Annotated in this window: 24 protein-coding genes and 1 tRNA gene; 12 read left to right on the top strand and 13 right to left on the bottom strand. The window is 68.5% G+C overall.

The genetic code is table 11. The features are described from left to right. Positions 1-107 precede the first annotated feature (107 nt). Together ACO2SS_RS11670 and fliL are read right to left on the bottom strand one after the other, a co-directional pair. Positions 108-578, bottom strand: a complete 471-nt coding sequence (locus ACO2SS_RS11670) for a DUF6468 domain-containing protein (protein WP_423277828.1) — start codon at positions 576-578, stop codon at positions 108-110. Between the two features lie 20 nt (positions 579-598). Continuing rightward, positions 599-1090 (bottom strand): flagellar basal body-associated protein FliL, encoded by a 492-nt coding sequence (gene fliL / locus ACO2SS_RS11675; RefSeq protein WP_423277829.1) that lies wholly within the window; start codon positions 1088-1090, stop codon positions 599-601. A gap of 286 nt (positions 1091-1376) precedes the next feature. On the opposite strand from fliL, the gene flgF reads away from it, so the two are divergent. The 6 genes from flgF (at position 1377) to ACO2SS_RS11705 (ending at position 7253) form a co-directional block, all read left to right on the top strand. Continuing rightward, complete coding sequence (flgF, locus tag ACO2SS_RS11680; protein WP_423277830.1) at positions 1377-2123, top strand: flagellar basal-body rod protein FlgF; 747 nt, start codon at positions 1377-1379, stop codon at positions 2121-2123. An 11-nt stretch (positions 2124-2134) separates the two neighbouring features. Next, positions 2135-2926, top strand: coding sequence for a flagellar basal-body rod protein FlgG (gene flgG / locus ACO2SS_RS11685; RefSeq protein ID WP_423277831.1), 792 nt, complete (start codon positions 2135-2137; stop codon positions 2924-2926). 10 nt (positions 2927-2936) lie between these two features. Further along, complete coding sequence (gene flgA, locus ACO2SS_RS11690; protein WP_423277832.1) at positions 2937-3929, top strand: flagellar basal body P-ring formation chaperone FlgA; 993 nt, start codon at positions 2937-2939, stop codon at positions 3927-3929. 23 nt (positions 3930-3952) lie between these two features. Further along, positions 3953-4702 (top strand): flagellar basal body L-ring protein FlgH, encoded by a 750-nt coding sequence (flgH, locus tag ACO2SS_RS11695; RefSeq protein WP_423277833.1) that lies wholly within the window; start codon positions 3953-3955, stop codon positions 4700-4702. A gap of 187 nt (positions 4703-4889) precedes the next feature. Further along, on the top strand, positions 4890-6341 hold the full coding sequence (locus ACO2SS_RS11700) for a sensor histidine kinase (protein ID WP_423277834.1): 1452 nt from the start codon (positions 4890-4892) through the stop codon (positions 6339-6341). A gap of 72 nt (positions 6342-6413) precedes the next feature. After that, complete coding sequence (locus ACO2SS_RS11705) at positions 6414-7253, top strand: alpha/beta hydrolase (RefSeq protein WP_423277835.1); 840 nt, start codon at positions 6414-6416, stop codon at positions 7251-7253. Positions 7254-7283: 30 nt separating this feature from the next. Here ACO2SS_RS11705 and ACO2SS_RS11710 read toward each other — a convergent pair whose 3' ends face one another. The 3 genes from ACO2SS_RS11710 to ACO2SS_RS11720 are packed head-to-tail and all read right to left on the bottom strand — an operon-like array spanning position 7284 to position 9616. Next, positions 7284-7682, bottom strand: a complete 399-nt coding sequence (locus ACO2SS_RS11710; RefSeq protein WP_423277836.1) for a PaaI family thioesterase — start codon at positions 7680-7682, stop codon at positions 7284-7286. Then, on the bottom strand, positions 7666-8427 hold the full coding sequence (locus ACO2SS_RS11715; RefSeq protein WP_423277837.1) for an SDR family NAD(P)-dependent oxidoreductase: 762 nt from the start codon (positions 8425-8427) through the stop codon (positions 7666-7668). Before ACO2SS_RS11715 ends, ACO2SS_RS11710 begins: the two co-directional genes overlap by 17 nt. Positions 8428-8440: 13 nt before the next feature. Beyond that, complete coding sequence (locus ACO2SS_RS11720) at positions 8441-9616, bottom strand: NADH:flavin oxidoreductase/NADH oxidase (RefSeq protein WP_423277838.1); 1176 nt, start codon at positions 9614-9616, stop codon at positions 8441-8443. A gap of 205 nt (positions 9617-9821) precedes the next feature. Between ACO2SS_RS11720 and ACO2SS_RS11725 the strand changes: the two genes are divergently transcribed. Together ACO2SS_RS11725 and ACO2SS_RS11730 are read left to right on the top strand one after the other, a co-directional pair. Then, positions 9822-9895, top strand: a tRNA-Gln gene (locus ACO2SS_RS11725). Between the two features lie 215 nt (positions 9896-10110). Next, positions 10111-10845 (top strand): outer membrane protein, encoded by a 735-nt coding sequence (locus ACO2SS_RS11730; RefSeq protein ID WP_423277839.1) that lies wholly within the window; start codon positions 10111-10113, stop codon positions 10843-10845. A gap of 112 nt (positions 10846-10957) precedes the next feature. Here the strand turns inward: ACO2SS_RS11730 and hpf are convergent, their stop codons facing one another. Together hpf and ACO2SS_RS11740 are read right to left on the bottom strand one after the other, a co-directional pair. Further along, positions 10958-11314, bottom strand: a complete 357-nt coding sequence (gene hpf, locus ACO2SS_RS11735; RefSeq protein ID WP_423277840.1) for a ribosome hibernation-promoting factor, HPF/YfiA family — start codon at positions 11312-11314, stop codon at positions 10958-10960. 2 nt (positions 11315-11316) lie between these two features. Then, positions 11317-11775, bottom strand: a complete 459-nt coding sequence (locus ACO2SS_RS11740; RefSeq protein WP_423277841.1) for a GreA/GreB family elongation factor — start codon at positions 11773-11775, stop codon at positions 11317-11319. Between the two features lie 71 nt (positions 11776-11846). Between ACO2SS_RS11740 and ACO2SS_RS11745 the strand changes: the two genes are divergently transcribed. The 3 genes from ACO2SS_RS11745 to ACO2SS_RS11755 all read left to right on the top strand — a co-directional run bounded on the left by ACO2SS_RS11745 (position 11847) and on the right by ACO2SS_RS11755 (position 14180). After that, positions 11847-12080, top strand: coding sequence for a hypothetical protein (locus tag ACO2SS_RS11745; RefSeq protein ID WP_423277842.1), 234 nt, complete (start codon positions 11847-11849; stop codon positions 12078-12080). 139 nt (positions 12081-12219) lie between these two features. Then, positions 12220-12486 (top strand): hypothetical protein, encoded by a 267-nt coding sequence (locus tag ACO2SS_RS11750; RefSeq protein WP_423277843.1) that lies wholly within the window; start codon positions 12220-12222, stop codon positions 12484-12486. A gap of 122 nt (positions 12487-12608) precedes the next feature. Beyond that, positions 12609-14180 carry a tannase/feruloyl esterase family alpha/beta hydrolase gene (locus ACO2SS_RS11755; protein ID WP_423277844.1) on the top strand — a complete coding sequence of 524 codons (1572 nt, stop codon included), beginning with the start codon at positions 12609-12611 and terminating at the stop codon, positions 14178-14180. A gap of 36 nt (positions 14181-14216) precedes the next feature. Here ACO2SS_RS11755 and ACO2SS_RS11760 read toward each other — a convergent pair whose 3' ends face one another. The 3 genes from ACO2SS_RS11760 to ACO2SS_RS11770 are packed head-to-tail and all read right to left on the bottom strand — an operon-like array spanning position 14217 to position 19010. After that, entirely contained in the window at positions 14217-15776 is a 1560-nt protein-coding gene (locus ACO2SS_RS11760) for a SpoVR family protein (RefSeq protein WP_423277845.1), read from the bottom strand. Continuing rightward, positions 15773-17068 carry a YeaH/YhbH family protein gene (locus ACO2SS_RS11765; RefSeq protein WP_423277846.1) on the bottom strand — a complete coding sequence of 432 codons (1296 nt, stop codon included), beginning with the start codon at positions 17066-17068 and terminating at the stop codon, positions 15773-15775. The genes ACO2SS_RS11760 and ACO2SS_RS11765 overlap by 4 nt, the downstream gene beginning before the upstream one ends. Before the next feature lie 4 nt (positions 17069-17072). After that, complete coding sequence (locus tag ACO2SS_RS11770; RefSeq protein ID WP_423277847.1) at positions 17073-19010, bottom strand: PrkA family serine protein kinase; 1938 nt, start codon at positions 19008-19010, stop codon at positions 17073-17075. A 232-nt stretch (positions 19011-19242) separates the two neighbouring features. On the opposite strand from ACO2SS_RS11770, the gene ACO2SS_RS11775 reads away from it, so the two are divergent. Then, the gene (locus tag ACO2SS_RS11775) at positions 19243-19818 is read left to right on the top strand and encodes an NAD-dependent epimerase/dehydratase family protein (RefSeq protein WP_423277848.1); all 576 of its coding nucleotides are present in this window, start codon (positions 19243-19245) and stop codon (positions 19816-19818) included. A 74-nt stretch (positions 19819-19892) separates the two neighbouring features. On the opposite strand, the gene ACO2SS_RS11780 is transcribed toward ACO2SS_RS11775, so the two are convergent. The 3 genes from ACO2SS_RS11780 to ACO2SS_RS11790 form a co-directional block, all read right to left on the bottom strand. Continuing rightward, positions 19893-20873, bottom strand: coding sequence for a Bug family tripartite tricarboxylate transporter substrate binding protein (locus ACO2SS_RS11780; RefSeq protein ID WP_423277850.1), 981 nt, complete (start codon positions 20871-20873; stop codon positions 19893-19895). Between the two features lie 131 nt (positions 20874-21004). Then, entirely contained in the window at positions 21005-21406 is a 402-nt protein-coding gene (locus tag ACO2SS_RS11785; protein WP_423277851.1) for a hypothetical protein, read from the bottom strand. 168 nt (positions 21407-21574) lie between these two features. Continuing rightward, the gene (locus tag ACO2SS_RS11790) at positions 21575-21835 is read right to left on the bottom strand and encodes a hypothetical protein (RefSeq protein ID WP_423277852.1); all 261 of its coding nucleotides are present in this window, start codon (positions 21833-21835) and stop codon (positions 21575-21577) included. Positions 21836-21945: the final 110 nt, after the last annotated feature.

The following is a 21945-nucleotide window of genomic DNA, read 5'->3' on the forward strand; positions in this document are numbered from 1 at the left end:
GAGGCCCAGGACCTTCAGCCCGAGCATCGCGACGGCCGCCACGATGACGCCGTCGATCAGCCGGAAACTCGGGAGCTTTCCCGAACCCGGGAGCTTTCTCTTGGGGTTCACGCCGCCCTGCTCTCGATCCGGCGCGCGCTCCGCTCCGCAAGGGCCTGTGCGGCCGCGAGGGCCGCGTCGAGGCCGGACCCGGCCGGAGGCTCCTCGGCAACGGGCACGGGCCGCACGGAGGTCTGGGCGTTCAGGGCGCGCCGCGTGCTGTCGAAAACGCGCTCGAGGCTGCCCATCACCTTTTCGCCGGCCGCCGTCGCCCGGGTGAGCTCCTGCGTCTGGCGATGCGCCATGTCCATGCGCTCGGCGAGATCGCGGTCGCAATCGGCGAGCGCGGCACGCAATCCGCCGACGGCGCGCTCGGCCCGCTCGGTCGCGCCGAGCAGTTCGGCGATCGTCGCCCGCATGGCGGCCTCGTCGGCCTTCAACCCGGAGATCCGGCGCGACAGCCGGAGGGAGGACACGATCGTGGCCACGAGAAGGATGGCGACGAGCAGGTCCGCCGTGACGCTGAGAAGGCTACTCATCGGATTACGATCTCATCGGGCTACTGGACGATCACGTCCTTGAAGAGGACCGCCTCGACGCGGCTCGGCGCGACGGCCACGTTCACCCGCCGCAGCAGCTCCTCCCTGAGGCGGTGGATGCCGCCCGAGCCCTCGAGGTCGCTTGCCCGCAGCTCGCGCAGGAAGACCTGGAAGATGTCCTCCACGCGCGGAAGCAGCGGCTGCACGTCAGCCACGATCTTGGGATCCCGCACCTCGAGCGCGGCCTTGAACTTGAGGAAGCGCGGTCGCTCCTGGTTCGGCTCGGCGGCGAGGTTCACGATCATCTCCCGCACGTCGACGAAGGCGACGGGCTTCTTCTCGGGAACGGCAGCCTGCTTCGCGCCCGCCCGGCCGAACATGAAGTACCCGCCCCCGCCGCCCGCGAGCGCGAGCACGGCCGCCAGGACGAGGACGAGCTTCTTCTTGCCGCTCTTCGGAGCGCCGGACTCGTCGGCGCCCTCTTCGGCCGCCTCCTTGGGCTTCTTCGCCATGCTCTAGATGCGTCCGGCCTCGACTCTTGGTCGGGCGATGATCGTCGGGCGGAGCTTCGGTCCGCAGGGTTAACCGGCGGTTAAGTCGGTAATTTCTGCCGCCTAAAAGCTGCCGGCCCGCCCGTTCTGCACTCCATGCTAAATCAAGAAATAAGGGCGTAAGTATCTGTCATAAAACGACTTTCAGCAGAGATTCCGGTTGGCACGCCGGCTGCGATGATGGGTCTGCCGGGTTCGCGCTGGGGAGCGTCGAGGGTCCGGCGGGGAATCACAGCGGGAGCGGTTCATGCAGAACGCGCTGCTCGTCGGCCTGTCGCGCCAGATGGCGCTCCGGCGCGAGCTCGACGTCATCGCCAACAACGTGGCGAACGTCACGACGAATGGCTTCAAGGCGCGGTCCTCGCGCTTCGAGAGCTTCCTGATGCCGAAGGCGAGCGGCGACGCGTTCAAGCGTCCCGACCGCTCGCTCGACTACGTCATCGACAAGGGCACGACGCTCGACGTCTCGGCGGGCGCGATCGAGATCACGCGCAATCCGCTCGACGTCGCGATCCGAGGAGACGGCTTCTTCGCCGTCCAGACGGAGGCCGGCGAGCGCTACACGCGGAACGGCGCCTTCTCGCTGGATGCGCAGGGCCGGCTCGTGACCAGCGACGGCCACCTCGTGCTCGGCGACAACGGGCCGATCAGCTTCGACCGCAGCGAGACGGACATCTCCGTCGCGCCGGACGGGACGATCGCCTCCGCGCAGGCGCAGCACGGCCGCCTCCGGGTTGTCCGCATCCCGGATAGCCGCGCGCTCAGGAACGAGGGCGGCAACCTCTTCTCCGCGGCCGTGCCGGCCGAGCCCGCCGGCGCGACGAGCCGCCTGGAATCGGGCGCACTCGAGCGCTCGAACGTCCGGGCCGTGCAGGAGATGACGCGCCTGATCGAGGTCAACCGCGCCTATGCGAGCGTCGCCAGCATGGTCGGCCAGCTCGACGAACTGAAGCGGTCGGCCGTGTCGAAACTGGGCGACGCCCAGGCGGCCTGAGGAGAGCCATCATGCGTGCATTGCAGACGGCCGCGACCGGGATGGCGGCCCAGGAACTCAACGTCCAGACGATCTCGAACAACATCGCGAACCTTCGCACCACCGGGTTCAAGCGGCAGCAGGCCCAGTTCCAGGACCTGCTCTACGAGAACCTTCGGCGGGCGGGGTCGGCGACCTCGGACCAGGGCACCCAGATGCCCGCCGGCCTGTCGATCGGCTCCGGCGTGAAGACGGTCTCGACCCCACGGGACATGTCCCAGGGCAACCTGAACTCGACGGGCAAGCCCTACGACGTCGCCATCCGGGGCGAGGGCTACTTCAAGATCCGCATGCCGGACGGAACGGCCGCCTACACGCGGGACGGGTCGTTCAACCTCGACGCGCAGGGCCAGCTCGTCACGCAGAACGGCTACCTCGTCGAGCCGGGCATCACGGTGCCCCAGACCGCGACCGCGGTGTCGATCTCCAACCAGGGCATCGTCCAGGCGACGCTGCCCGGCCAGACCGCGCAGCAGAACATCGGCACGATCCAGCTCTCCCGCTTCATCAACAAGACCGGGCTGAACTCGGTCGGCGACAACCTCTTCACCGAGACCGCCGCCTCCGGCCAGGCGGTCGACGGCAACCCCGGCCAGGACGGGTTCGGCAACCTCCAGCAGAACTACCTGGAGGATGCGAACGTGAACGCCGTCACGGAGATCTCCGGCCTGATCGCCGCCCAGCGCGCCTACGAGATGAACTCGAAGGTGATCACGGCCGCGGACCAGATGCTGTCCTCCACCAGCCAGATGTTCCGCGGCTGAGGTGGCGACGATGCTCCGCACCCCCCTCGCTTCGGCGCTCGCCGGCGCCCTGCTCTGGTCCGGCGCGGCGCTCGCGGCCGACCGGGCCGCCCTGCGCGGCGACGTCACGGCCCAGCGCGACACGCTCACCCTGGCCGACCTCGTCCATGGCGCGCCCGCCGCGATCGCGGACACGCCCCTCTTCCGGTCGCCGGCCCTCGGCCAGACCGGCACGATCCAGACGCGCCGCATCGTCGAGGCGGCCCAGGATCTCGGCCTCGCCCAGATCGAGACCGGTGGCCGGCTCCAGATCACGGTGTCGCGGGCCGCGCGGCAGATCGGGGCCGGCGAGATCGAGCAGGCCCTCCGCCGGGCGCTTGCCGAGAAGCTCGGCTTCGACCCTGCGGCGACGGGCGTCGCGTTCGACGGAGCCTCTCCGTCCCTGACGCTCGCCCCGGACCTCAAGGGGGAGCTCGTGGCAGGCGACCTCGTCCTGGACCGTCGCTCGCGCCGCCTCCAGGCCTCGGTCTGGGTCGGGCCCTCCCCGACCGAACGCCGCGCCTCCCTGCGCGTCACCGGCACGGTCGTCGACCTCGTCGAGGTCGCGGTCCTCACGCGGTCGCTCGAGCGCGGAGAGGTCGTGAAGGCGACGGACCTGTCGGTCGAGAAGCGGCCGCGCGAGCTGGTCTCGTCGGACGCGCTTCTCGACGGCACCCCGCTCGCCGGCCGCGTGGCGCGCCGCGCGCTCGGCGCCGGCACCTTCGTCAAGCTCGGCGACCTGGCCCGGCCCGAACTCGTCGGCAAGGGCGACATCATCAGCGCCGTCTACGAGGCGCCCGGGATCGTCCTCTCGATGCGCGTGAAGGCCAACGAGGGCGGCGCGCTCGGCGACGTCATCAGCATCACCAATCCGGGATCCAAGAAGGCCGTCCCGGCCACCATCGTCGGCCCCGGACGCGTGTCCGTGCGGCCCGGCCTGACCGAACGCGTGGTCGCCGCAAGCGCCCTCCCTGTCCAGAACTGACCCGCGAACACGCGAGGACGCCCATGTTCACCCTCCCCTCCCCGGCGCGCGCCGCCCTCGGCCTGTCGCTCGTCGCCCTGACGCTCGGCGGCTGCGGCTCGCTCGACCGGCTGTCCAATGTCGGCAAGGCGCCGGACCTCTCGGCCATCCAGGATCCGACCGCGCAGCCCGGCTACAAGCCCGTCCGGATGCCGATGCCGAACCCGCAGCCGTCCTCCTACGCGGCGAACTCGCTCTGGCGCACCGGCTCGCGGGCCTTCTTCAAGGACCAGCGCGCGCAGCAGGTCGGCGACCTCGTGACCGTGCAGGTGAAGGTCACGGACAAGGCCAACCTCGACAACGAGACCAAGCGGTCCCGCACGAGCGGCGACAAGCTCGGCATCCCGAACATGTTCGGCCTGGAGTCGAAGAACCTGCTGCCGGGATCCGACCCCAACTCGCTCGTCTCCTCGAGCTCGACGACCACCACCGAAGGCACCGGCTCGATCGCCCGCAAGGAAGAGCTCATCACGAACGTCGCGGCGGTCGTCACGCAGGTCCTGCCCAACGGCAATCTCGTCGTCGAGGGGAAGCAGGAGATCCGGGTGAACTTCGAGGTCCGCGAACTCATCGTCGCAGGCATCATCCGGCCCGAGGACATCCAGGCCGACAACACAGTGGATTCGACGAAGATCGCCGAGGCCCGGATCGCCTATGGCGGACGTGGCCAGATCACCGACGTCCAGCAGCCCCGCTACGGGCAGCAGGTGATGGATATCATCCTGCCCTTCTGAGCTCCCGTTCCCCGGGCGCAGCGGCACGCTCCCCACGTCCGCCGCTGTACCCAAGGCGGCCCCGGCGCTCCCGCCGGGGCCGCATCTCTGCTAGAGAACCGGCCATGATCGCGCCATTCGAGCGCTGCGGTGCAGCCCGCCTGGCGAGCGGTGCCCCGGCCAGCGCCAAGCCGTTCCCGAGGCGGGCATGACCACCGTCGCGTCCCGGATGCCATCGGCGCCGGATGCCCTGGCGCGCCCCGGGACGATCGGGCTGTCGGGACGCCTGATCCTGCTGACCATTCTCTTCATGATCGTCGGGGAGATCCTGATCTTCATTCCGTCGCTGGCGCGCTTCCGCTCGGACTGGATCAGCGACCGGGTCATGGGCGCCCAGATGATCGCGCTCGCGCTTTCGTCGGTGCCCCCGAGCGAGCGCGCCGGCCAGCTCGAGACGAGGTTGCTCGCCGCAGCGAAAGGCGCCCAGGCGATCGGCATCCGCGGCCAGGGCACGCAATGGCTCGTCACCACGGGCGCCACGGAGCCGCCCGCCTCCGACCGGAACATCGATCTGCGCAGCCCGCCCTGGTACGGCTGGATCAGGGGCGCGCTCCGGACGATGCTCATTCCCATCCCGCCCACCACGCGAATCGTCGCGCCCGGCCCGCCTGGCACGCCCGGCATGGAATGGGTGGAGATCGTCCTCGACGAGCGTCCCCTCCGGGACGCCATGCTCGCCTTCACGCGCACCTTTCTGCTGGTCTCGCTGCTGGTGGCGGGCGTGACGGCTGCGCTGCTGTACCTATCCCTGCACGTCCTGGTGGTCAGGCCGGTCCGGCGGCTCGCGACGAACGTCGCCGAGTTCGCCCGCGATCCCGAGAACGCGAGCCGGATCATCACGACGAGCGGGCGGACGGACGAGATCGGGGCGGCCGAGCGCGCCCTGGCCCATATGGAATCGGCCCTCGCCAGCGAGCTTCGCCAAAAGCGGCGGCTCGCCGATCTCGGGCTGGCGGTCAGCAAGATCAACCACGAGCTGCGCAACCTGCTGACGACGGCCCAACTCCTCGGCGACCGGCTGGGCGATGTCGACGACCCGGCGGTCAAGAAGATCGCTCCCCGCCTCGTCGGCACGCTCGCGCGGGCCGTCGAGTATTGCGGCGCGACGCTCGCCTATGGCCGCGCGAGCGAACCGCCGCCCCAGCGCAGGCTGGTCGACGTGAAGGCGATCGTGGCCGACCAGCTCGACCTCGCCAAGCTCGGGGACGGCCACCCGATCGCGATCCTCGACGAGACCCCGCCGGGCCTCATGGTGGACGCCGATCCGGAACAGCTCGGGCGCGTGTTTCTCAACCTCATCCGCAACGCCGTCGAGGCGCTCGCCCGCGCCAAGACCCCGGACGCCTGCGTGAGGCTGAGCGGGGAGCGGTCCGGCTCGACCGTCCGCCTGCGCGTGACGGATAACGGCCCGGGTGTACCCGAGCGCCTGCGCGACCGGCTCTTCTCGGCCTTCCAGGCCTCCGAGCGCAGCGGCGGCACGGGCCTCGGCCTGCCGGTCGCGGACGAGATCGTGCGGCTTCACGGCGGCACCATCGTGCTGGAGACGACGCCCGTGGGCGCCCGCTTCTGCATCACCATCCCGGACCGCCCGGCCGCGTGAACCGCGATGGGCGACGATGCACGACGGAGCGGCCTCGGGCCGCCTTGATGGATCCAGATGGAGCTTCCAGCCATGTCCGCAGCCGACCGCGATTGGGCGGAGCGCGAGTACAATCCGCGCCTGCTCGTCCCGAATGCGACCGAGATCTACGGACGCTGGCCGAGCCGGGCGGAGGAGACGCGACGCCGCCATCCCCCTCTGGCCGACATCCGCTACGGCGAGCACCCGCGCGAGGTGATGGACCTCTTCCGCGTGGAGAAGGCACGCGGGACGGTGCTCTTCATCCACGGCGGCTATTGGCGCGCCTTCTCGAAGGACGACTTCTCCTGGGTGGCGGACGGCTTCATGCGGTTCGGCCTCTCGGTCGCCGTGCTGAACTATCCGCTGACGCCCGACGTGCCGCTCGCCCGGATCGTGGAGGCGACCAGGACCGCCTTCGCGACGCTCTATGCCGACGTGCTGACGCCGGCCGAGCGGGCGCGCGTGGTGGTGACCGGGCATTCGGCGGGCGGCTACCTCTCCGCCCTGCATCTGGCGACGGCCTGGGACGATTACGGCCTGCCGGAGGATCCTCTCGCCGGGTGCGTGCCGATCTCGGGCGTGTTCTCGCTCGCGCCGCTCATCGACACCAGCATGAACGAGGCGATCGGCCTCGATCTCGCCCAGGCCGGCGAGCTCAGCATCTACGGCAAGCCGTGCCGCTCGCGCGCGCCGCTCACGCTCGTGGTCGGCGGAGACGAATCGGCCGAGTTTCACCGGCAATCGGAGGACCTCGCCGCGGGTTGGAACGACCTCGAGCCGAAGCTTCTCGACATCCCCGGCCGGAACCATTTCGACGTGATCGACGGCCTCGCGGAGCCGGGCTCCGCGCTTCACGCCGCCATCATGGAGCTGATCGAGAAGAGCCGGTAGGCCCGGACGCGGTGCCGGGGCTCCGGCCCGTCACTTCACCGGCTTGAACACGCCGCTCGACTTGGCGAGGAGCTCGCCCGCCTCGTCGCGGACCTGCGCCTCGCAGAAGAGGATCGAGCGGCCGGCCCTGAGGACCGAGCCCTCCCCGAAGAGGACGCCCGACCGGCCCGGCGCCAGGAAGGCGACCTGCATGTCGAGCGTCATCACCGGCCTGCCCGCATGGGTTCGGCCCGCCGTGCCCATCGAGACGTCCAGCAGGGTGCAGATGGCGCCGCCATGGACGATCCCGACATTGTTCATGTGCTGCGGCCCGAGGCGCATGCGCAGCCGGGTCCGCCCGTCCGCAAAGCCGATTTCCTCGATCTCGCAATGATCCGCGAACGGGATCTCGGCCCCGAAGATGGCGGCCATCTCAGATCGACCCGCCATCGACCACGATCGTCTCGCCCGTCATGTAGCCCGCTCCCGCCGCGAGGAAGAGCATCGCCTCGGCGATATCCTCCGGCCTGCCGAGCCGGGCCAGCATGGTGCGCTCGAGCGTCATGCGCCGGCGCTCGTCCGACCAGGCGCTCGTCAGCGGCGTCTCGACCAGGCCCGGGGCCACGGCATTCACCCGGACGTCCGGCGCCAGCGCCCGCGCGAGGCTCTTCGTCAGGTTGACGAGGCCCGCTTTGCTCGCCGCATAGGCGATCGAGCTTCCCCGCCGCCCGAGGCCGGCGACCGAGGCCGTGTTAACGATGGCGCCCCGCGCCTTGCGCAAGGCCGGCGCGGCAGCGCGCGAGCAGCGGAACGGACCGACGAGGTTCGTGTCGAGGATCCTGTCCCAGAAGCCATCCGTCATCTTGTCGAGGTCGGCGAAGTCGATCGGCTCGACCGTGCCCGTGATCCCGGCATTGTTGACCAGCACGTCGAGCGTGCCGCCGAGCGCCGCGATGGCGCGCCCGACCATCGCCTCGGCTTCCCCGCTCCTGGCGGCATCGCCGGGAGCGGCGATCACGTCGAGTCCTTCGGCGCGCAGCCTCTCGACCGCTTCCGCGCCGCGCCTGTCCTCGGCTAGGTGGTTCAGCGCAACTTTGGCGCCGCAACGCGCGAACAGGGTGGCGGCCGCGAGCCCGATCCCGGATGCGGCCCCGGTGACAAGGACGTTCCGGCCCGTGAGGTCGGCGGTGATCATGCGCGCTCCTCCATCATGCCCGCTCGGTTCCGGCCCGGAGCGGCCCGCGCCAGGGCCCGAGCCGTGCGAGCTCGCGCGCCCGGCGCTCCAGCCACCAGCCCGCCTGCTTCGGCCAGGACGCAAAGGGCTGGTCGGCCGGCGCTGCGGCGAGCGCCGCCTCGGCATGATGCGGCCAGTTCGGGTCGGAAAGCGCTTCCCGGCCGATCGCCAGGAGGTCGGCCCCGCCGGCGGCCACGACATCCTCCGCGTGACGCGGGTCGGTGATCAGACCGACGGCCATCGTGGTGATCTCGGCCTCGCGCCGGATCCGCTCGGCAAATGGCACCTGGAAACCGTAATCGCGCGTCACGCGGGCGGCCGTCGCGGAGCCGGCAAGCCCGCCGGACGAGCAATCCACCACGTCGACGCCGATCTCCCGCAGCCGCGCCGCAAAGGCGAGCGTATCCTCGATCGTGACGCCGCTATCGAGGCCGTCCACGGCCGAGACGCGCACGAAGAGCGGCTTCACCTCCGGCCAGGCCTCCCGCACGGCCTGCGCGATCTCCAGGGGGAACCGCATCCGACCGTCGCGGTCGCCGCCATAGCGGTCGCCACGCCTGTTCGAGAGCGGCGACAGGAATTCGTGCAGCAGGTAGCCGTGCGCGCAATGCAGCTCGACCGTGTCGAACCCGGCCCGGTCGGCGCGGCGTGAGGCCGCCACGAAGGCATCCCTGATTCGATCCATCGCGTCGGGCGTCAGCTCGGCCGGAACGAGCCAGCCCTCGTCCAGCGGGATCGGGCTCGGCGCCACGACCTCCCAGGGCACGTCCCCGCGCGCAAAATCCTCGGTCCCGAGCGGGCCGTTGCCGAACCAGGGCCGCTGCATGCTGGCCTTCCGGCCGGCATGGCCGATCTGGATCCCGGCGGCGGCGCCATGCGTCTTCAGGAAGGCCGCGATCCTGGCGAGATCCGGGACCTGAGCCTCCGACCAGATGCCGAGGTCGCCATGCGTGATCCGTCCCTCCGGCAGGACGGCGCTGGCCTCGAGGATGACGAGCCCCGCCCCGCCGAGGGCGAAGCGGCCGTAATGGACGAGGTGGTAGTCGGAGGCGATCCCGTTCTCGGCCGAGTACTGGCACATCGGCGAGATCACGATGCGGTTCTTCAGGACGAGTTCGCGGAGCCGAAGAGGTTCGAACAGGACGGCCATGAGGATTCCCGGCTGGGGGCTAGCGCCCGGCGCGACGCCGTGGCTCTCCGGCACGAGCCGGCAGGCGTGTCAACTCGGCCGCATCCGTCAGGCCGGCGGATCTCGACACTTCCGGTTGACCGATGGCCGCCCTGGCCCTATCTAGCGCCCACGCCGCGCCGATACCGTTCGGCGCGTCCGGCGTGCGCTCACATGCTGCGCCCGTTGGGGGATAGTTTAACGGTAGAACAGCGGACTCTGACTCCGTTAGTCGAGGTTCGAATCCTCGTCCCCCAGCCAAACGCTTTCGCCCGCGGGTCAAAGGACCTGGCGGGCTTTTTCCTGCCCCTGTGTGAGGCTGACGGACCGCGACACGCGGCTCTTTTCGTCCGCGCCTCCGCCCGATGGCGTCCGCGAGCCCTTCGCTTCCCCATGTTGCCGCTGAGTCACAGACAAACCAGGTACTACTGGGTAGTATTTTTGCGTTGTCACTTTCACTGATTACGAGTTCAAAAATGAAAAAGGTTCTGCTGGCGGGCGTCGCGCTGGTTGCGCTCGGCTCCGCCGCAATGGCCGCCGATCTTCCGAGCCGCCGCGCTCCCGCTCCCTATGCGGCGCCGGTTCCCATGTTCACATGGACGGGCCTGTATCTCGGTGCGCAGGCTGGCGGCGTGGCCGGCGGCGACTTCGATTTCCGCAACAACACGCTCGGCGCTGGTCCGGTCTCTGGCCGCGCGTCCGTCGGGGGCTTCGTCGCCGGTGGCCAGGTCGGCTACAACTGGCAGTGGGGCAACGTCGTCGTCGGTATCGAAGGTGACGTCCTCTACTCCGACTACGGCAACAGCCTGAGCCTCACGGTTCCCGGCGCTGGGACGGCCACCGCCCGCGCTCGCGCAGACGGCTTCTCGGCCAACATCACGGGACGCGTCGGCTACGCCTTCGGCCGGACCCTGGTCTACGCCAAGGGCGGTTGGGCCTACCTGGACACCGTCCGCTTCAGCGCAGGCGCCACGGGCGTCGGCACCTTCTCGCGCACGACCGACATGGACGGCTGGACCGTCGGTGCAGGCATCGAGCACGCGATCCTGGACAACGTGACCCTCGGCGTCGAGTACCGCTACACCCAGTACGGCGCGAAGACGGTCAACTTCGCCGCGGCTCCGGCCTCCGTGCCGGTTCGGGTCGAGCTCGACTCGCACGCCGTCGTCGGCAAGCTGAACTGGAAGTTCAACTCGTTCCCGGGTCTCTGATCTTCAGAGCCGGTCTGAGAGCCGGGGCAGCGATGCCCCGGCTTGGTCCAAGGGCCGTAGCAGAGATGCTACGGCCCTTTTTCGTGGCCTGCTGCCGCCGACCGCGCCGCCCCTAGGCGGGGGCGAGAACCGCAGCGGCCCGAACGCCGGACGGCTTGTCCTCCCGCAGGGCCCGCTTGCGCCGGCGCAGCTGCTTGGCGACCTTTTCCAGCGCGATGTCGAACGACTGGTACGGGTCGAGATGCCGTGCCTCGCCCGTGAGGATCGGCATCGAGCCGACCTGGACGTTGACCGTGCACCGGAAATCCAGGCCTTCGCGGCTGAAATACACGGTCGCGGCCGTGAGATTGTCGAAGTACTTCGACGTCACCCGGGCCACGGCGGCCTGGACGCGCTCGGGCAGCACGTCCCCGAGGTCGACCGCAGAGCTGCGAACAGTGACCGCGACCCCGACCGGTTCCCGTTCCATCTTCAATTCTCTTCCTCCTCTTCTTCGTCCGGATCCGGGATCACCCCGAAATCGGGGAATTGCAGCCCGACGCGCTCCACCCGGACCCGGTGCAACTGCCGTCCGCATTCCGACCTGAAACGATGCTCGTCCCCTTCGCGCAGGCCGATGAGCGCGATGCCGAGCGGCGAGAGCGCCGAGATCTCCGCCCCCGGCCAGCGCAGGTCGTCGGGATGGACGAGGAGATGGGTGCGGGCTCGCGGTTCGTCGTCCAGCCGATACGTGACGCGGCTGTTCAGGCGGACCGTCCCTTCCGGGAATCCGTCGGCAGGCGCGATCCGGGCCCTGGTGAGCTCGAAGAGAAGCTTCCGCCCGGCTTTCTCGTCCGGGCGGGAGGGGGACCAGACCTCGCGCATGAGCCGCACGTAGTCGGACATGGCGAGGGTGATGGGGGGTAACGGAGAATGCGACGAGGCGAACATGCTCGAATCCCGCAGGTTGCCGCCGTCTCTTCCCGCGAAGCGGGCGTGAGCCGACGAGAGGTCTAGGCGAGATGTTGACCGAGCGCGGCCGCGTGCGGGCCGGCTCGGGCTTAGAATCCTGCTTTGAGCAGGCCCGAGCGGACCACGAGGCGAATATTCAGGCCTTCGTGCATCATGTTCTTCGCCAATGTAGCTTCTTCTACATTCGTGTCAAAGGGCGATGCGTCGCGCCGCCGGCCTCGATCCTGGCAGAAATACAGTGGCCGACCCGGCTCAACCTCGTCACGATGGAGGGAGCCGCTTGAAGCAATCCGCGGCTACCTTTCCGCCGCGGGCATCCGCCCGCCCGCCGGTTCAGTCAGGTGTGCTGGCACACGGGAACAAAGCTCGGGCCACCCCACCTGACTCTCAAGAAGGACGCCACGTCACATCTGGAGATCCCGCATGAAGCATCGTCGTATCATCGCCTCCGCCACTGCCCTCCTCATGCTCGGCACCGCGGCGGCTTCCGCCCAGACGCGATCGATGCGGGAGAGGCGCCCTGCGCCGGCCTGGAGCGAGCGCGCGCCGCAGCCCTCCTGGCAGCGCTCGCGCGGTCCCGACCTCTATTCGCGGCAAGGCGGCAGCGGCACGATCACCGCCACCACCCCGAACCAGTGGGGCAATCTGGGCGGCCCGGGCACGGGCGGCGGTGGCGGCGGCGGCCCGTGATCGGTCGGGCCGACCAAAGCGCCATGGGCCGGCCCAGGTAGCCGGAGAGCGGATCAGGATCACCTCGACAAGCCGGATATGCCCCCTTAGCCTCCCCTCAAACAACTTGGGGGCGGGAAACGATGCGGGCGAGGTTCGTCGTGTGGGCCCTGGCGGCCGGCGTTGCGGGAGCCGCCTCACCGGCATTGGCGGCGCAGGATTGCGCAGGCCTCGCCAATCTCAAATTCGAGAACACCAACCTCCTCTCCGCGACCGAGGTGCCCGCGAGCGGGGACCTGCCCGGCTATTGCCGCGTCCTCGGCTTCGTGCGGCCCGCCATCAATTTCGAGGTCCGGCTGCCGCTCCAGGGCTGGAACGGCAAGTTCTACATGGCGGGCTGCGGAGGCTTCTGCGGCAGCGTCGATTCGGACCGGCCGGGCTTCACCAACGCCATGAACTACGGCCTGCGGCGCAACTACGCCGTCTCGACGATGGATTCGGGGCATTGGGGCACGAGCGTGCTGGATGGCCGCTGGGCCATGAACAACCCCGTCGCCCAGATGGATTGGGGCCAGCGCGCCGTCACCGAGACGGCCCGCGTCAGCAAGGGGCTGGTGAAGGCCTATTTCGGCACCGAGCAGCGGAAATCCTATTTCGCCGGCTGCTCGACCGGGGGACGCATGGCCGCGGTGGCGGCCCTCCGCAACCCGAAGGATTTCGATGGCATCATCAGCGGCGCCCCTGCCCTCGACTATACGGGCCTGGTCGCGACGCTGTTCTCCTGGGTCGCTAAGGCGAATGGCGGCCCGGACGGCCAGCCGATCTTCCCGGCGGCCAAGGTGAAGCTGGTCCAGGACGCGGTCTATGCGGCCTGCGACGAGACGGACGGCGTCAAAGACGGCATCATCGGCGAGCCGCGCAAGTGCAGCTTCAGGCCGGCCAGCCTCCAGTGCAAGGCCGAGAACGGGCCGACCTGCCTCACGGCGGACGAGGTCGCGGTGATCGAGAAGTGGTATGCCGGCCCGGTCGACAGCAAGGGGCGGAAGCTCTTCCCCGGCGGCATTCCGGTCGGGTCCGAGATGCATTGGCCGCGCTGGCTGACGGGAGCCGGGAACGCGCCTCCCCTGATGCCGCTCTTCGCGCGGGATTTCGTGCGCTACATGGCCTTCGAGCCCTCGGCGGGCCCGTCCTTCAACGTGACGGACTACGATTTCGACCGGGATCCCCCGCGCACGGCCGCAATGGCTGCCGTCTACAATGCCGGCACCTTCGATCCGGCGAGCGGCGAGATGAAGGTCGGCGACATCGGCGCGTTCCGCCAGGCGGGCGGCAAGCTCATCATGTATCACGGCTGGAGCGACCCGCTCGTGACGCCCGAGCCGACGGTCGCGTTCTACGATGCGATCGCGAAGAAGTCGGGCGGGCTCACCGCCGCCCAGGAGTTCGCGCGCCTCTTCATGGTGCCCGGCATGGACCATTGCGGCATCGGCACGGACGGCCCGGGAATCAGCGACACCGGCATCGACCCGCTCACCGCGCTCGAGCAGTGGGTGGAGGGGGGCAAGGCGCCCGACGCGCTCGTCGCGACGAAGACGGCCGCGACCGGTGGCCAGACACTCTGGACGCGGCCGATCTGCGCCTATCCGAAGGTCGCGCGGTACAAGGGATCGGGCGACGTCAACGATTCCGGCAGCTTCGCCTGCGCCGAACCGTGACGGCCGCCGCGCCCGCCCGGGAGCGGGCGCGAGATCCTAGGGAAGCTGGCCCGCCGCCTGCCGGGGATGCGCGAGGTGCTCCGCCACGATGCTGTCGAGCGCGTCGTCGTATTCCTGGAGGCACACGTCGTAGCCCCAGAGATCGGCAAGATGCTGGAGGACCTCGCGCGTCGGCTTGTCCTCCAGATGCGCGCCATCGAGCATGCGGTGCTCCAGGACGAGCCGCCGGTCGCCCGAAAGGTCCACGTCGATGACCTGGATGTCGGGATCGAGATGCGCGACGTCGTATTGCCGCCCGAGCAGGCGCCGTAGCTTCCGGTAGCCGCGCTCGTCGTGGATCGCCTCGACGCGGAGTTCCTCCGCGTCCTCCCCCTCGTCCATCAGCAGGAACATGCGCCAGCGCCGCATCAGGTTCGGGCTGAGATATTGGGAGATGAAGCTCTCGTCCCGGTAATTCGCCCAGACATGGCGCAGGACGCCGTAGGGATCGCCCGAGCCGGCGATCTCCGGGAACCATTCCCGGTCCTCCTCCGTCGGCTCCGTGCAGATGCGCTCGATATCCTGCATCATCGCGAAGCCGAGCGCATAGGGATTGATGCCGGAGAAGCGCGGGTCGTCGAATTCCGGCTGGAACACCACGTTCGTGTGCGAGGTCAGGAACTCGAAGAAGGCCCCATCCTCGATCAGCCCCTTCTCGTGGAGCCGGCTCATGATCTTGTAGTGGCAGTAGGTGGCGCAGCCCTCGTTGATCACCTTGGTCTGGCCCTGCGGATAGAAGTACTGGGCGATCATCCGCACGATGCGAAGGATCTCGCGCTGCCAGGGCTTGAGCCGCGGGGCGGATTTCTCGAGAAAATACAGGATGTTCTCCTGCGGCAACTCGAGCAGGGCGCGGCGGCGGGACTCGTCCAGCTTCCGCTTCTTGCCGTTCGCCTTGGCGGGCACCGTCCGCCACAGGTCGTTGTAGATCCGCTCCTGGTGCTGCCTGCGTTCCTGCTCGCGCTTGTCCTCGGTGAGCAGGTCGGGCTTCCGCTTGCGGGGATACCGGTGCACCCCGTGGCTCATCAGGGCGTGGGCGGAATCGAGGAGCCGCTCCACGCGCTCGTGCCCGTGCCGCTCCTCGCATTCCGCGATGTAGCGCTTGGCGAAGTCCAGGTACTGCAGGATGCCCTCGGCATCCGTCCATTGCCGGAACAGATAGTTGTTCTTGAAGAAGTGGTTATGCCCGAACGCCGCGTGCGCGATCACCAGCGCCTGCATCGTGGCGGTGTTCTCCTCCATGATGTAGCTGATGCAGGGATTGGAGTTGATCACGATCTCATAGGCGAGGGCGCGCGCGCCCTGCCGGTAGACGGTATCGTGGTGGGCGAAATGCTTGCCGAACGACCAATGCTTGTAGAGGAGCGGCATGCCGATCGACGAATAGGCGTCGAGCATCTGCTCGGTCGTGATCACCTCGATCTGGTTCGGGTAGACATCGAGGCCGAGTTCGCCGACGGCGATCTCCGCGATCGCATCGTGAACGCTCTGGATGAGCGCGAAATCCCAGTCCTTCCCCGTGAAGAGCGGCTTCCGTCTGTGAGCCGCCTTCTTCATGGCGCCTCGGCCCCCTCGTGCCTGCGCTCGAAGAGCTTCCGGAAGACGGGGTAGATGTCGGTGCGACGCGTGACCTTGCACATGGCGAGGCGCTCGCCCGCTTCGGCGCGCTCGTAGGTGCGCCAGAGCTCCGTCTGGTGCGGCATGAAGCCGAAGCTCCGCTCCTCGTCGCGCCCCACCTCGATATAGGCGAAGTACTGGCAGAGCGGCAGGATCGAGTCGCGCAGCAGGGCCGCACAGGGCTCCGAATCGCTAGGCGCATTGTCGCCGTCCGACGCCTGCGCGCCGTAGATGTTCCAGTCCTCGAGCCGGTACCGCTCGCGGGCGATCTGGTACATCTTCTCCAGCGCGCTGGAGACGACGGTGCCGCCCGTCTCGCGCGAGTGGAAGAAGGTCTCCTCGTCGACCTCGTCCGCCTTGTGGGTGTGGCGGATGAAGACGACCTCGACCCGCTGGTAGCGCCGCTTCAGGAACAGGTAGAGCAGCGCGAAGAACCGCTTGGCGAGATCCTTCATGTGCTCCGTCATGGAGGCCGACGTGTCCATGAGGCAGAACATGACGGCCTGGGAGACCGGCTTCGGCACCGGCTGGAACCGGCGGTAACGCAGGTCGATCGGGTCGATATACGACACGCGCCGGAGCCGGATGAGCATCGCGTCCAGCTCCGCCTGGAGCGCCGCGACGGTTTCGGGCTGCTCACCCGCCTCGGTGAGGCGCCGGATCTCCTCCTCGAGCCTGGCGATATCCTCCTGCTTGGGCCGGCGCAGCGCGAAGCGGCGCGACAGGCTGTTGCGCATCGTCCGGCCGACCGCGAGGTTCGCGGGAGAGCCCGACACGGAATAGCCCGCGCGCTGGAGCGAGTGGCTCTCGGTGACCGCCAGCGCCCGCTTGGCGAGGTTCGGCAGTTCGAGATCCTCGAAGAAGATGTCGAGGTATTCCTGCTGGGAGAGGACGAAGCTGAAGGCGTCCTCGCCCTCGCCGTCGAGGCTCCCCTCGGAGCCGCTGCCTCCGCCGCTCTGGTCCTTCGGAAGGGTGTCGCCGGGGACGAACTTCTTGTTGCCGGGCAGAACGGCCTGGCGGCGCCCTCCGGAGCTGCTGCGCTGGAAGCGCGGCTCGCTGATGCTGCCGCCCGGGATGGTGACCTCGCCGCCCTTGTCGATCTCCTTGATGCCCCGTCCTTCGGAGCTCTCCCGCACCGCCTGCCGGACCGCAGCTTTCGCCCGACGCAGGAACCGTTGCCGGTTCGCGAGGCTCTTCCCCCCTGGGTTCAGGCGCCGGTCGATGATGTGCATGTCATCAGCCAGCCTGCTTGGTGCGCATGTACCACTCCACAAGGCGGCGGACCTGCCGCTCGGTATAGCCGCGCGCGACCATCCGTTCGACGAACTCCCCGTGCTTCTTTTCGGTTTCGCTGTCCTTCTTGGAACCGAAGCTGATGACCGGCAGAAGCTCCTCGACCTGGCTGAACATGCGACGCTCGATCACCTCGCGGATCTTCTCGTAGCTCGTCCAGGACGGGTTTCGTCCGGCATTGCTGGCACGCGATCTCAGCGAGAATTTGACGACCTCGTTGCGGAAGTCCTTCGGGTTCGCGATCCCGGCCGGCTTCTCGATCTTGGTCAGCTCCTGGTTCAGGAGCTCCCGGTCGAGCAGCTGGCCCGTATCGGGATCCTTGAAGTCCTGGTGCTCGATCCAGGCATCCGCGTAATCGACGTAGCGGTCGAAGAGGTTCTGGCCGTAATCGTGGTAGGATTCCAGATAGGCCTTCTGGATCTCGTGCCCGATGAATTCGGCATAGCGGGGCGCCAGCTCGCCCTTGATGAACTCGAGGTAGCGCTTCTCGGTGTCGTCCGGGAACTGCTCGCGCCGGATCGACTGTTCCAGCACGTACATGAGGTGGACAGGGTCCGCGGCGACCTCGATCGCGTCGTGGTTGAAGGTCGCGGCGAGCACCTTGAAGGCAAAGCGGGTCGAGACACCGTCCATGCCTTCATCGACGCCTGCGGCATCCTTGTATTCCTGCATGGAGCGCGCGCGCGGATCGACCTCCCTCAGGCTCTCCCCGTCATAGACCCGCATTTTCGAGAAGAGGTTCGAATTCGCGTGCTCGCGCAGGCGCGACAGGACGGAGAACCGCGCCAGCATCTCGAGCGTGAAGGGAGCGCAAACGGCCCCCGCGAGCTCGGAGCTGGCGATGAGCTTGGTGTAGATCATCTGCTCTTCGGCGACCCGCAGGCAGTACGGGACCTTGATGACGAAGATCCGGTCGATGAAGGCTTCGTTGTTCCGGTTGCTCTTGAAGCTCTGCCACTCCGCCTCGTTCGAGTGCGCCAGGATCATGCCCGAGAACGGCAGCGCGCCGATGTTCTCCGTGCCGACGTAGTTTCCCTCCTGCGTGGCGGTCAGCAGGGGGTGCAGCATCTTGATCGGGGCCTTGAACATCTCGACGAACTCGAGAAGGCCCTGGTTGGCGCGGTTCAGGCCGCCGGAATAGCTGTAGGCATCGGGATCGTTCTGCGACAGCGTCTCGAGCTTGCGGATGTCGACCTTGCCGACCAGCGAGGAGATGTCCTGGTTGTTCTCGTCGCCCGGCTCCGTCTTCGCCACGGCGATCTGGCGCAGCCGCGAGGGGTTCAGCTTGACCACCCGGAACTTGGACAGGTCGCCGCCGAACTCGTCCAGGCGCTTGATGCACCACGGGCTTACGAGGCCGGTGAGCCGCCGCCGCGGGATCCCGTAATCCGTCTCCAGCGTGTCGCCCATCTGCTCGGGATCGAAGAGGCCGAGCGGGCTCTCGAAGACGGGGCTGATCTCCTGCCCGGCCTTGAGGACGTAGATCGGGTGGACCTCCATCAGGGCCTTCAGGCGCTCGGCGAGCGAGGACTTGCCGCCGCCGACCGGGCCCAGCAGGTAGAGGATCTGCTTGCGCTCCTCGAGGCCCTGCGCGGCGTGGCGGAAGAAGGAGACGATGCGCTCGATCGTCTCCTCCATGCCGTAGAACTCGGCAAAGGCCGGATAGCGCCGGATCGTCCGGTTCATGAAGATCCGGCCGAGCCGGGCGTCGCGGGACGTGTCGACCGTCTCCGGCTCACCGATGGCGGCCAGGATCCGCTCGGCCGGACCGGCATACATCATCGGATCGGTTCGACACGCCGCCAGGTACTCGGAGAGCGTCATCTCGGTGGCGCGCCGAGAGTCGTAGGAGCGAGCGAACCGTTGAAAGAGGTCGTCCATGTGGCCTCCGCTCTATCGAAGCGTAGCGTGCCGGTGGTTGGGCTTTCGCACAATGGGGTTCAGCTGCGAGATGTAAGCGCAGGCTACGTTGGTCTTATTTTGCGGTGGGTTTCGCCATCTGTGCCATTGCATGCGGCACATCTTGCCGGTGATTGCGGCAGGCCCCGATTCAATTCGTGTCGAATCAGCGGCGCGGGGAGGTGATCGAACCTCGCCCGGGAGGAATGCGGGGATGGAGGACGGTCCCATTCTGATCACCGGCGCGTCGGGCCGGATCGGGCAAACCCTCGCTCAGCATTGGCAGGCCCGACGGCTGGTCCTGCTCGACCGCCCCGAGGGCGACCTGATCCGCGATGACAACGCCTGGACGAGGCGTTTCGCCGGTGTCGGTACGGTGGTGCACCTTGCGGCCGATCCCGACCCGGCCTCGGCTTTCGACAGCGCCGCGGCCGGCAATATCCAGGCGACCCTGAACGTGCTGCGCGCGTGTTCGGACCACGATGTCGGCCGCCTCGTCTATGCGAGTTCCGTCTGGGCCGATTACCGCGCCTGGCGGCTTGCGCCGAAGATGACCTGGTATGCCGCCTCGAAGATCGCCGGCGAGGCGCTGGTCCAGGCCTGGGCCGACGAGCGCGGCCGGCCGGCGGTGTGCCTGCGCTTCGGCTTTTTCGACCCCGGCGCGGCGGATGTGCCGCCGGAGGCGGAAACCCATCGGCTCAATGAAGCCGCGCTCGCCTACCACCTCGACGAGGCGCTCGCCTGGTCCGAGCCGGCATGTGCGGTCCGCTACGCGATGGGGAAGCTCTGAGAGGCGGCGGATCCGAGGCGATCCGCCGGCCAGGCAGCCGGGCGCCGCGTCTTGCAGCTGCGCCCGGCGGAGGCCTATTGCTCGATCTTCACGCCGGCGTCGCGCACGACCTTGCCCCAGCGGCCGATCTCGCTCTTCACGAAGCTTCCGTACGCATCCCCGGACACCTTGGGGACATCCGAGCCGTTCCGCTCCCAGGTCTCCTTGATGTAGCTGGTGTCCAGCGCCTTGCCGATCTCGGCCCGCATCTTCTCGACGATGTCGGCCGGCGTGCCCTTCGGCGCCCAGACGCCGTACCAGGTCGCGACGTCATAGCCCTGCACGCCCGCCTCCGCGGCGGTCGGCACGTTCGGGATGGCGGGATTCCGGCCCGGGGCGGCGACGGCCAGCGCATTGATGTAGCCGCCCGAGATCTGCCCGGCCGAGCTGCCCAATCCGTCGAAGGCCATGTCCACCTGGCCCGCGACTAGGTCCTGCATGGCCGGCCCGGCGCCGCGATAGGGAACGTGGCGGATCTTGGTCCCGGTAATCAGCTTGAACAGTTCCGCCGCGAGATGGTGCGTCGTGCCGAGGCCTGCTGAGGCGTAGGTCAGCCCGTCGGGATTGGCCTTCGCGGCAGCGATCAGTTCGCCGAGGTTCTTCGCGGTCACGCGCTTCGGGTTGACCACGACGACATGCGGCGGGCGGGAGATCATCGCGATCGGAATGAAGTCGCGTTCCAGATCGTAGCTCAGGCTCGGATAGATCGCCGGTGCGATCGCGTGGTGCGTGGCGCCGACAAAGAACGTGTACCCGTCCGGCGTTGCGCGCGCGGCGGCAGCCGCCCCCGCGGTGCCGCCTGCCCCGGCCCGGTTCTCGATCAGCACGCGCTGCTTGAGCTGGTTGTCGAGCTGCTGCGCCAGCGGTCGGGCGAAAGCGTCGGTGCCGCCGCCGGCCGCGAAGGGAACGATGAAGCTGATCGCACGCTGCGGCCAGGCATCGGCTGCAGCCTGTCCCGCCATGAGGGACAGCGTGGCCGCAACGCCGAGCAGCAGCCCTTTTCCGAATCCCGTCACCCTCTCAGCCCTCCATCGCGCCTCGTCCGGGCGCTTCCGTCAGGACTCATGCCAGGATCGGGCCCGTTTAGCCCAGAGACCAGGACATCGACTTTAGATGCATCCGGAAGGAACGGGTGCTTCGCTGGAGCTCAGTTGCGCCAGAGCGGCAGGACGGCGGAGAGCCCGCTTCGGGCCGCCTTCCGGATCTCCTTGGTCCGCGCAGCCGCCGGGTGATGCTCCGGACCGGAGGGGGAGCGTTTCGTCAGCGCGGCGGGGTCCGGCAGCGCGGCCTCGAGCAGTTCGACGGATTCGAGCGCCGCCTTGCGGGCACCGTTCACGTCATGCCCGCGGTGAAGAGCCTTGAGGAGATCGAGGCTGGCGTCGCGGACGGTGTCCGACGCCTCCCCGAGCGCACGCGCCTCTCCTGCCTCCTTCGTGATGCGGGAGAGATGCCCGCCGATCGCCGCGGCCACCATCCTCGAATTCTCCGCGCGCACCCCAGCGAGCAGATCACGCATCGCACGCACACGATCGTCGTCCCGACGCCGCACCGACTCTCTCCTGTACAAAAATACTCTGTGGATAAGTCATTAGCGTACCGGGCAGGAGAGTCGAGTCTGCCGCGCTGAGCTATCCTTGCGCCCGCATGGGCGCGAGCGCACCTCAGGCCCGACGGCCCAGGACAGGCAGGCTCCAGCCCGCCCGTCCCGGGAGCCCGGTCAGTCCTCCGGATCGATGGCGCGGCGCTCGGCGTGATGCCGCATCTCCATCGCGCGCTCCTCCGCCTCCTGGCGGTTCTCGAGCATGTCCATCCGGTAGTCGCGGATCTCGTCGGCGGTCATCATGCCCTGCGGCGGGCCAGCCGGAGGCAGATAGCCGCTCGGACGGACTGTAACGCGGCGCTCGACATAGGTCTGCGCGGATGCCGCTGAAGCGACCAGGGCCACGGCCCCGGCCAGCACGACGGACGTAAGCTTCATTCGATATCTCCGTTCGTCAGCCCCAGCGCACAACGCATGATGGCCGGTGAGGTTCGGCCAAACCGTTGCCACCTTGGGCCGTTAACGAAGCGGCAACCAAACCGAGCGAG

The organism is Enterovirga sp. CN4-39, assembly GCF_049446235.1.
In the GTDB taxonomy this organism is placed as follows: Bacteria; Pseudomonadota; Alphaproteobacteria; order Rhizobiales; family Beijerinckiaceae; genus Enterovirga.

Coding starts and splice junctions, on each gene's coding strand:
- ACO2SS_RS11670 (WP_423277828.1), bottom strand. CDS start 578: ATGAGTAGCCTTCTCAGCGTCACGGCGGACCTGCTCGTCGCCATCCTT.
- fliL (WP_423277829.1), bottom strand. CDS start 1,090: ATGGCGAAGAAGCCCAAGGAGGCGGCCGAAGAGGGCGCCGACGAGTCC.
- flgF (WP_423277830.1), top strand. CDS start 1,377: ATGCAGAACGCGCTGCTCGTCGGCCTGTCGCGCCAGATGGCGCTCCGG.
- flgG (WP_423277831.1), top strand. CDS start 2,135: ATGCGTGCATTGCAGACGGCCGCGACCGGGATGGCGGCCCAGGAACTC.
- flgA (WP_423277832.1), top strand. CDS start 2,937: ATGCTCCGCACCCCCCTCGCTTCGGCGCTCGCCGGCGCCCTGCTCTGG.
- flgH (WP_423277833.1), top strand. CDS start 3,953: ATGTTCACCCTCCCCTCCCCGGCGCGCGCCGCCCTCGGCCTGTCGCTC.
- ACO2SS_RS11700 (WP_423277834.1), top strand. CDS start 4,890: ATGACCACCGTCGCGTCCCGGATGCCATCGGCGCCGGATGCCCTGGCG.
- ACO2SS_RS11705 (WP_423277835.1), top strand. CDS start 6,414: ATGTCCGCAGCCGACCGCGATTGGGCGGAGCGCGAGTACAATCCGCGC.
- ACO2SS_RS11710 (WP_423277836.1), bottom strand. CDS start 7,682: ATGGCGGGTCGATCTGAGATGGCCGCCATCTTCGGGGCCGAGATCCCG.
- ACO2SS_RS11715 (WP_423277837.1), bottom strand. CDS start 8,427: ATGATCACCGCCGACCTCACGGGCCGGAACGTCCTTGTCACCGGGGCC.
- ACO2SS_RS11720 (WP_423277838.1), bottom strand. CDS start 9,616: ATGGCCGTCCTGTTCGAACCTCTTCGGCTCCGCGAACTCGTCCTGAAG.
- ACO2SS_RS11730 (WP_423277839.1), top strand. CDS start 10,111: ATGAAAAAGGTTCTGCTGGCGGGCGTCGCGCTGGTTGCGCTCGGCTCC.
- hpf (WP_423277840.1), bottom strand. CDS start 11,314: ATGGAACGGGAACCGGTCGGGGTCGCGGTCACTGTTCGCAGCTCTGCG.
- ACO2SS_RS11740 (WP_423277841.1), bottom strand. CDS start 11,775: ATGTTCGCCTCGTCGCATTCTCCGTTACCCCCCATCACCCTCGCCATG.
- ACO2SS_RS11745 (WP_423277842.1), top strand. CDS start 11,847: ATGTTGACCGAGCGCGGCCGCGTGCGGGCCGGCTCGGGCTTAGAATCC.
- ACO2SS_RS11750 (WP_423277843.1), top strand. CDS start 12,220: ATGAAGCATCGTCGTATCATCGCCTCCGCCACTGCCCTCCTCATGCTC.
- ACO2SS_RS11755 (WP_423277844.1), top strand. CDS start 12,609: ATGCGGGCGAGGTTCGTCGTGTGGGCCCTGGCGGCCGGCGTTGCGGGA.
- ACO2SS_RS11760 (WP_423277845.1), bottom strand. CDS start 15,776: ATGAAGAAGGCGGCTCACAGACGGAAGCCGCTCTTCACGGGGAAGGAC.
- ACO2SS_RS11765 (WP_423277846.1), bottom strand. CDS start 17,068: ATGCACATCATCGACCGGCGCCTGAACCCAGGGGGGAAGAGCCTCGCG.
- ACO2SS_RS11770 (WP_423277847.1), bottom strand. CDS start 19,010: ATGGACGACCTCTTTCAACGGTTCGCTCGCTCCTACGACTCTCGGCGC.
- ACO2SS_RS11775 (WP_423277848.1), top strand. CDS start 19,243: ATGGAGGACGGTCCCATTCTGATCACCGGCGCGTCGGGCCGGATCGGG.
- ACO2SS_RS11790 (WP_423277852.1), bottom strand. CDS start 21,835: ATGAAGCTTACGTCCGTCGTGCTGGCCGGGGCCGTGGCCCTGGTCGCT.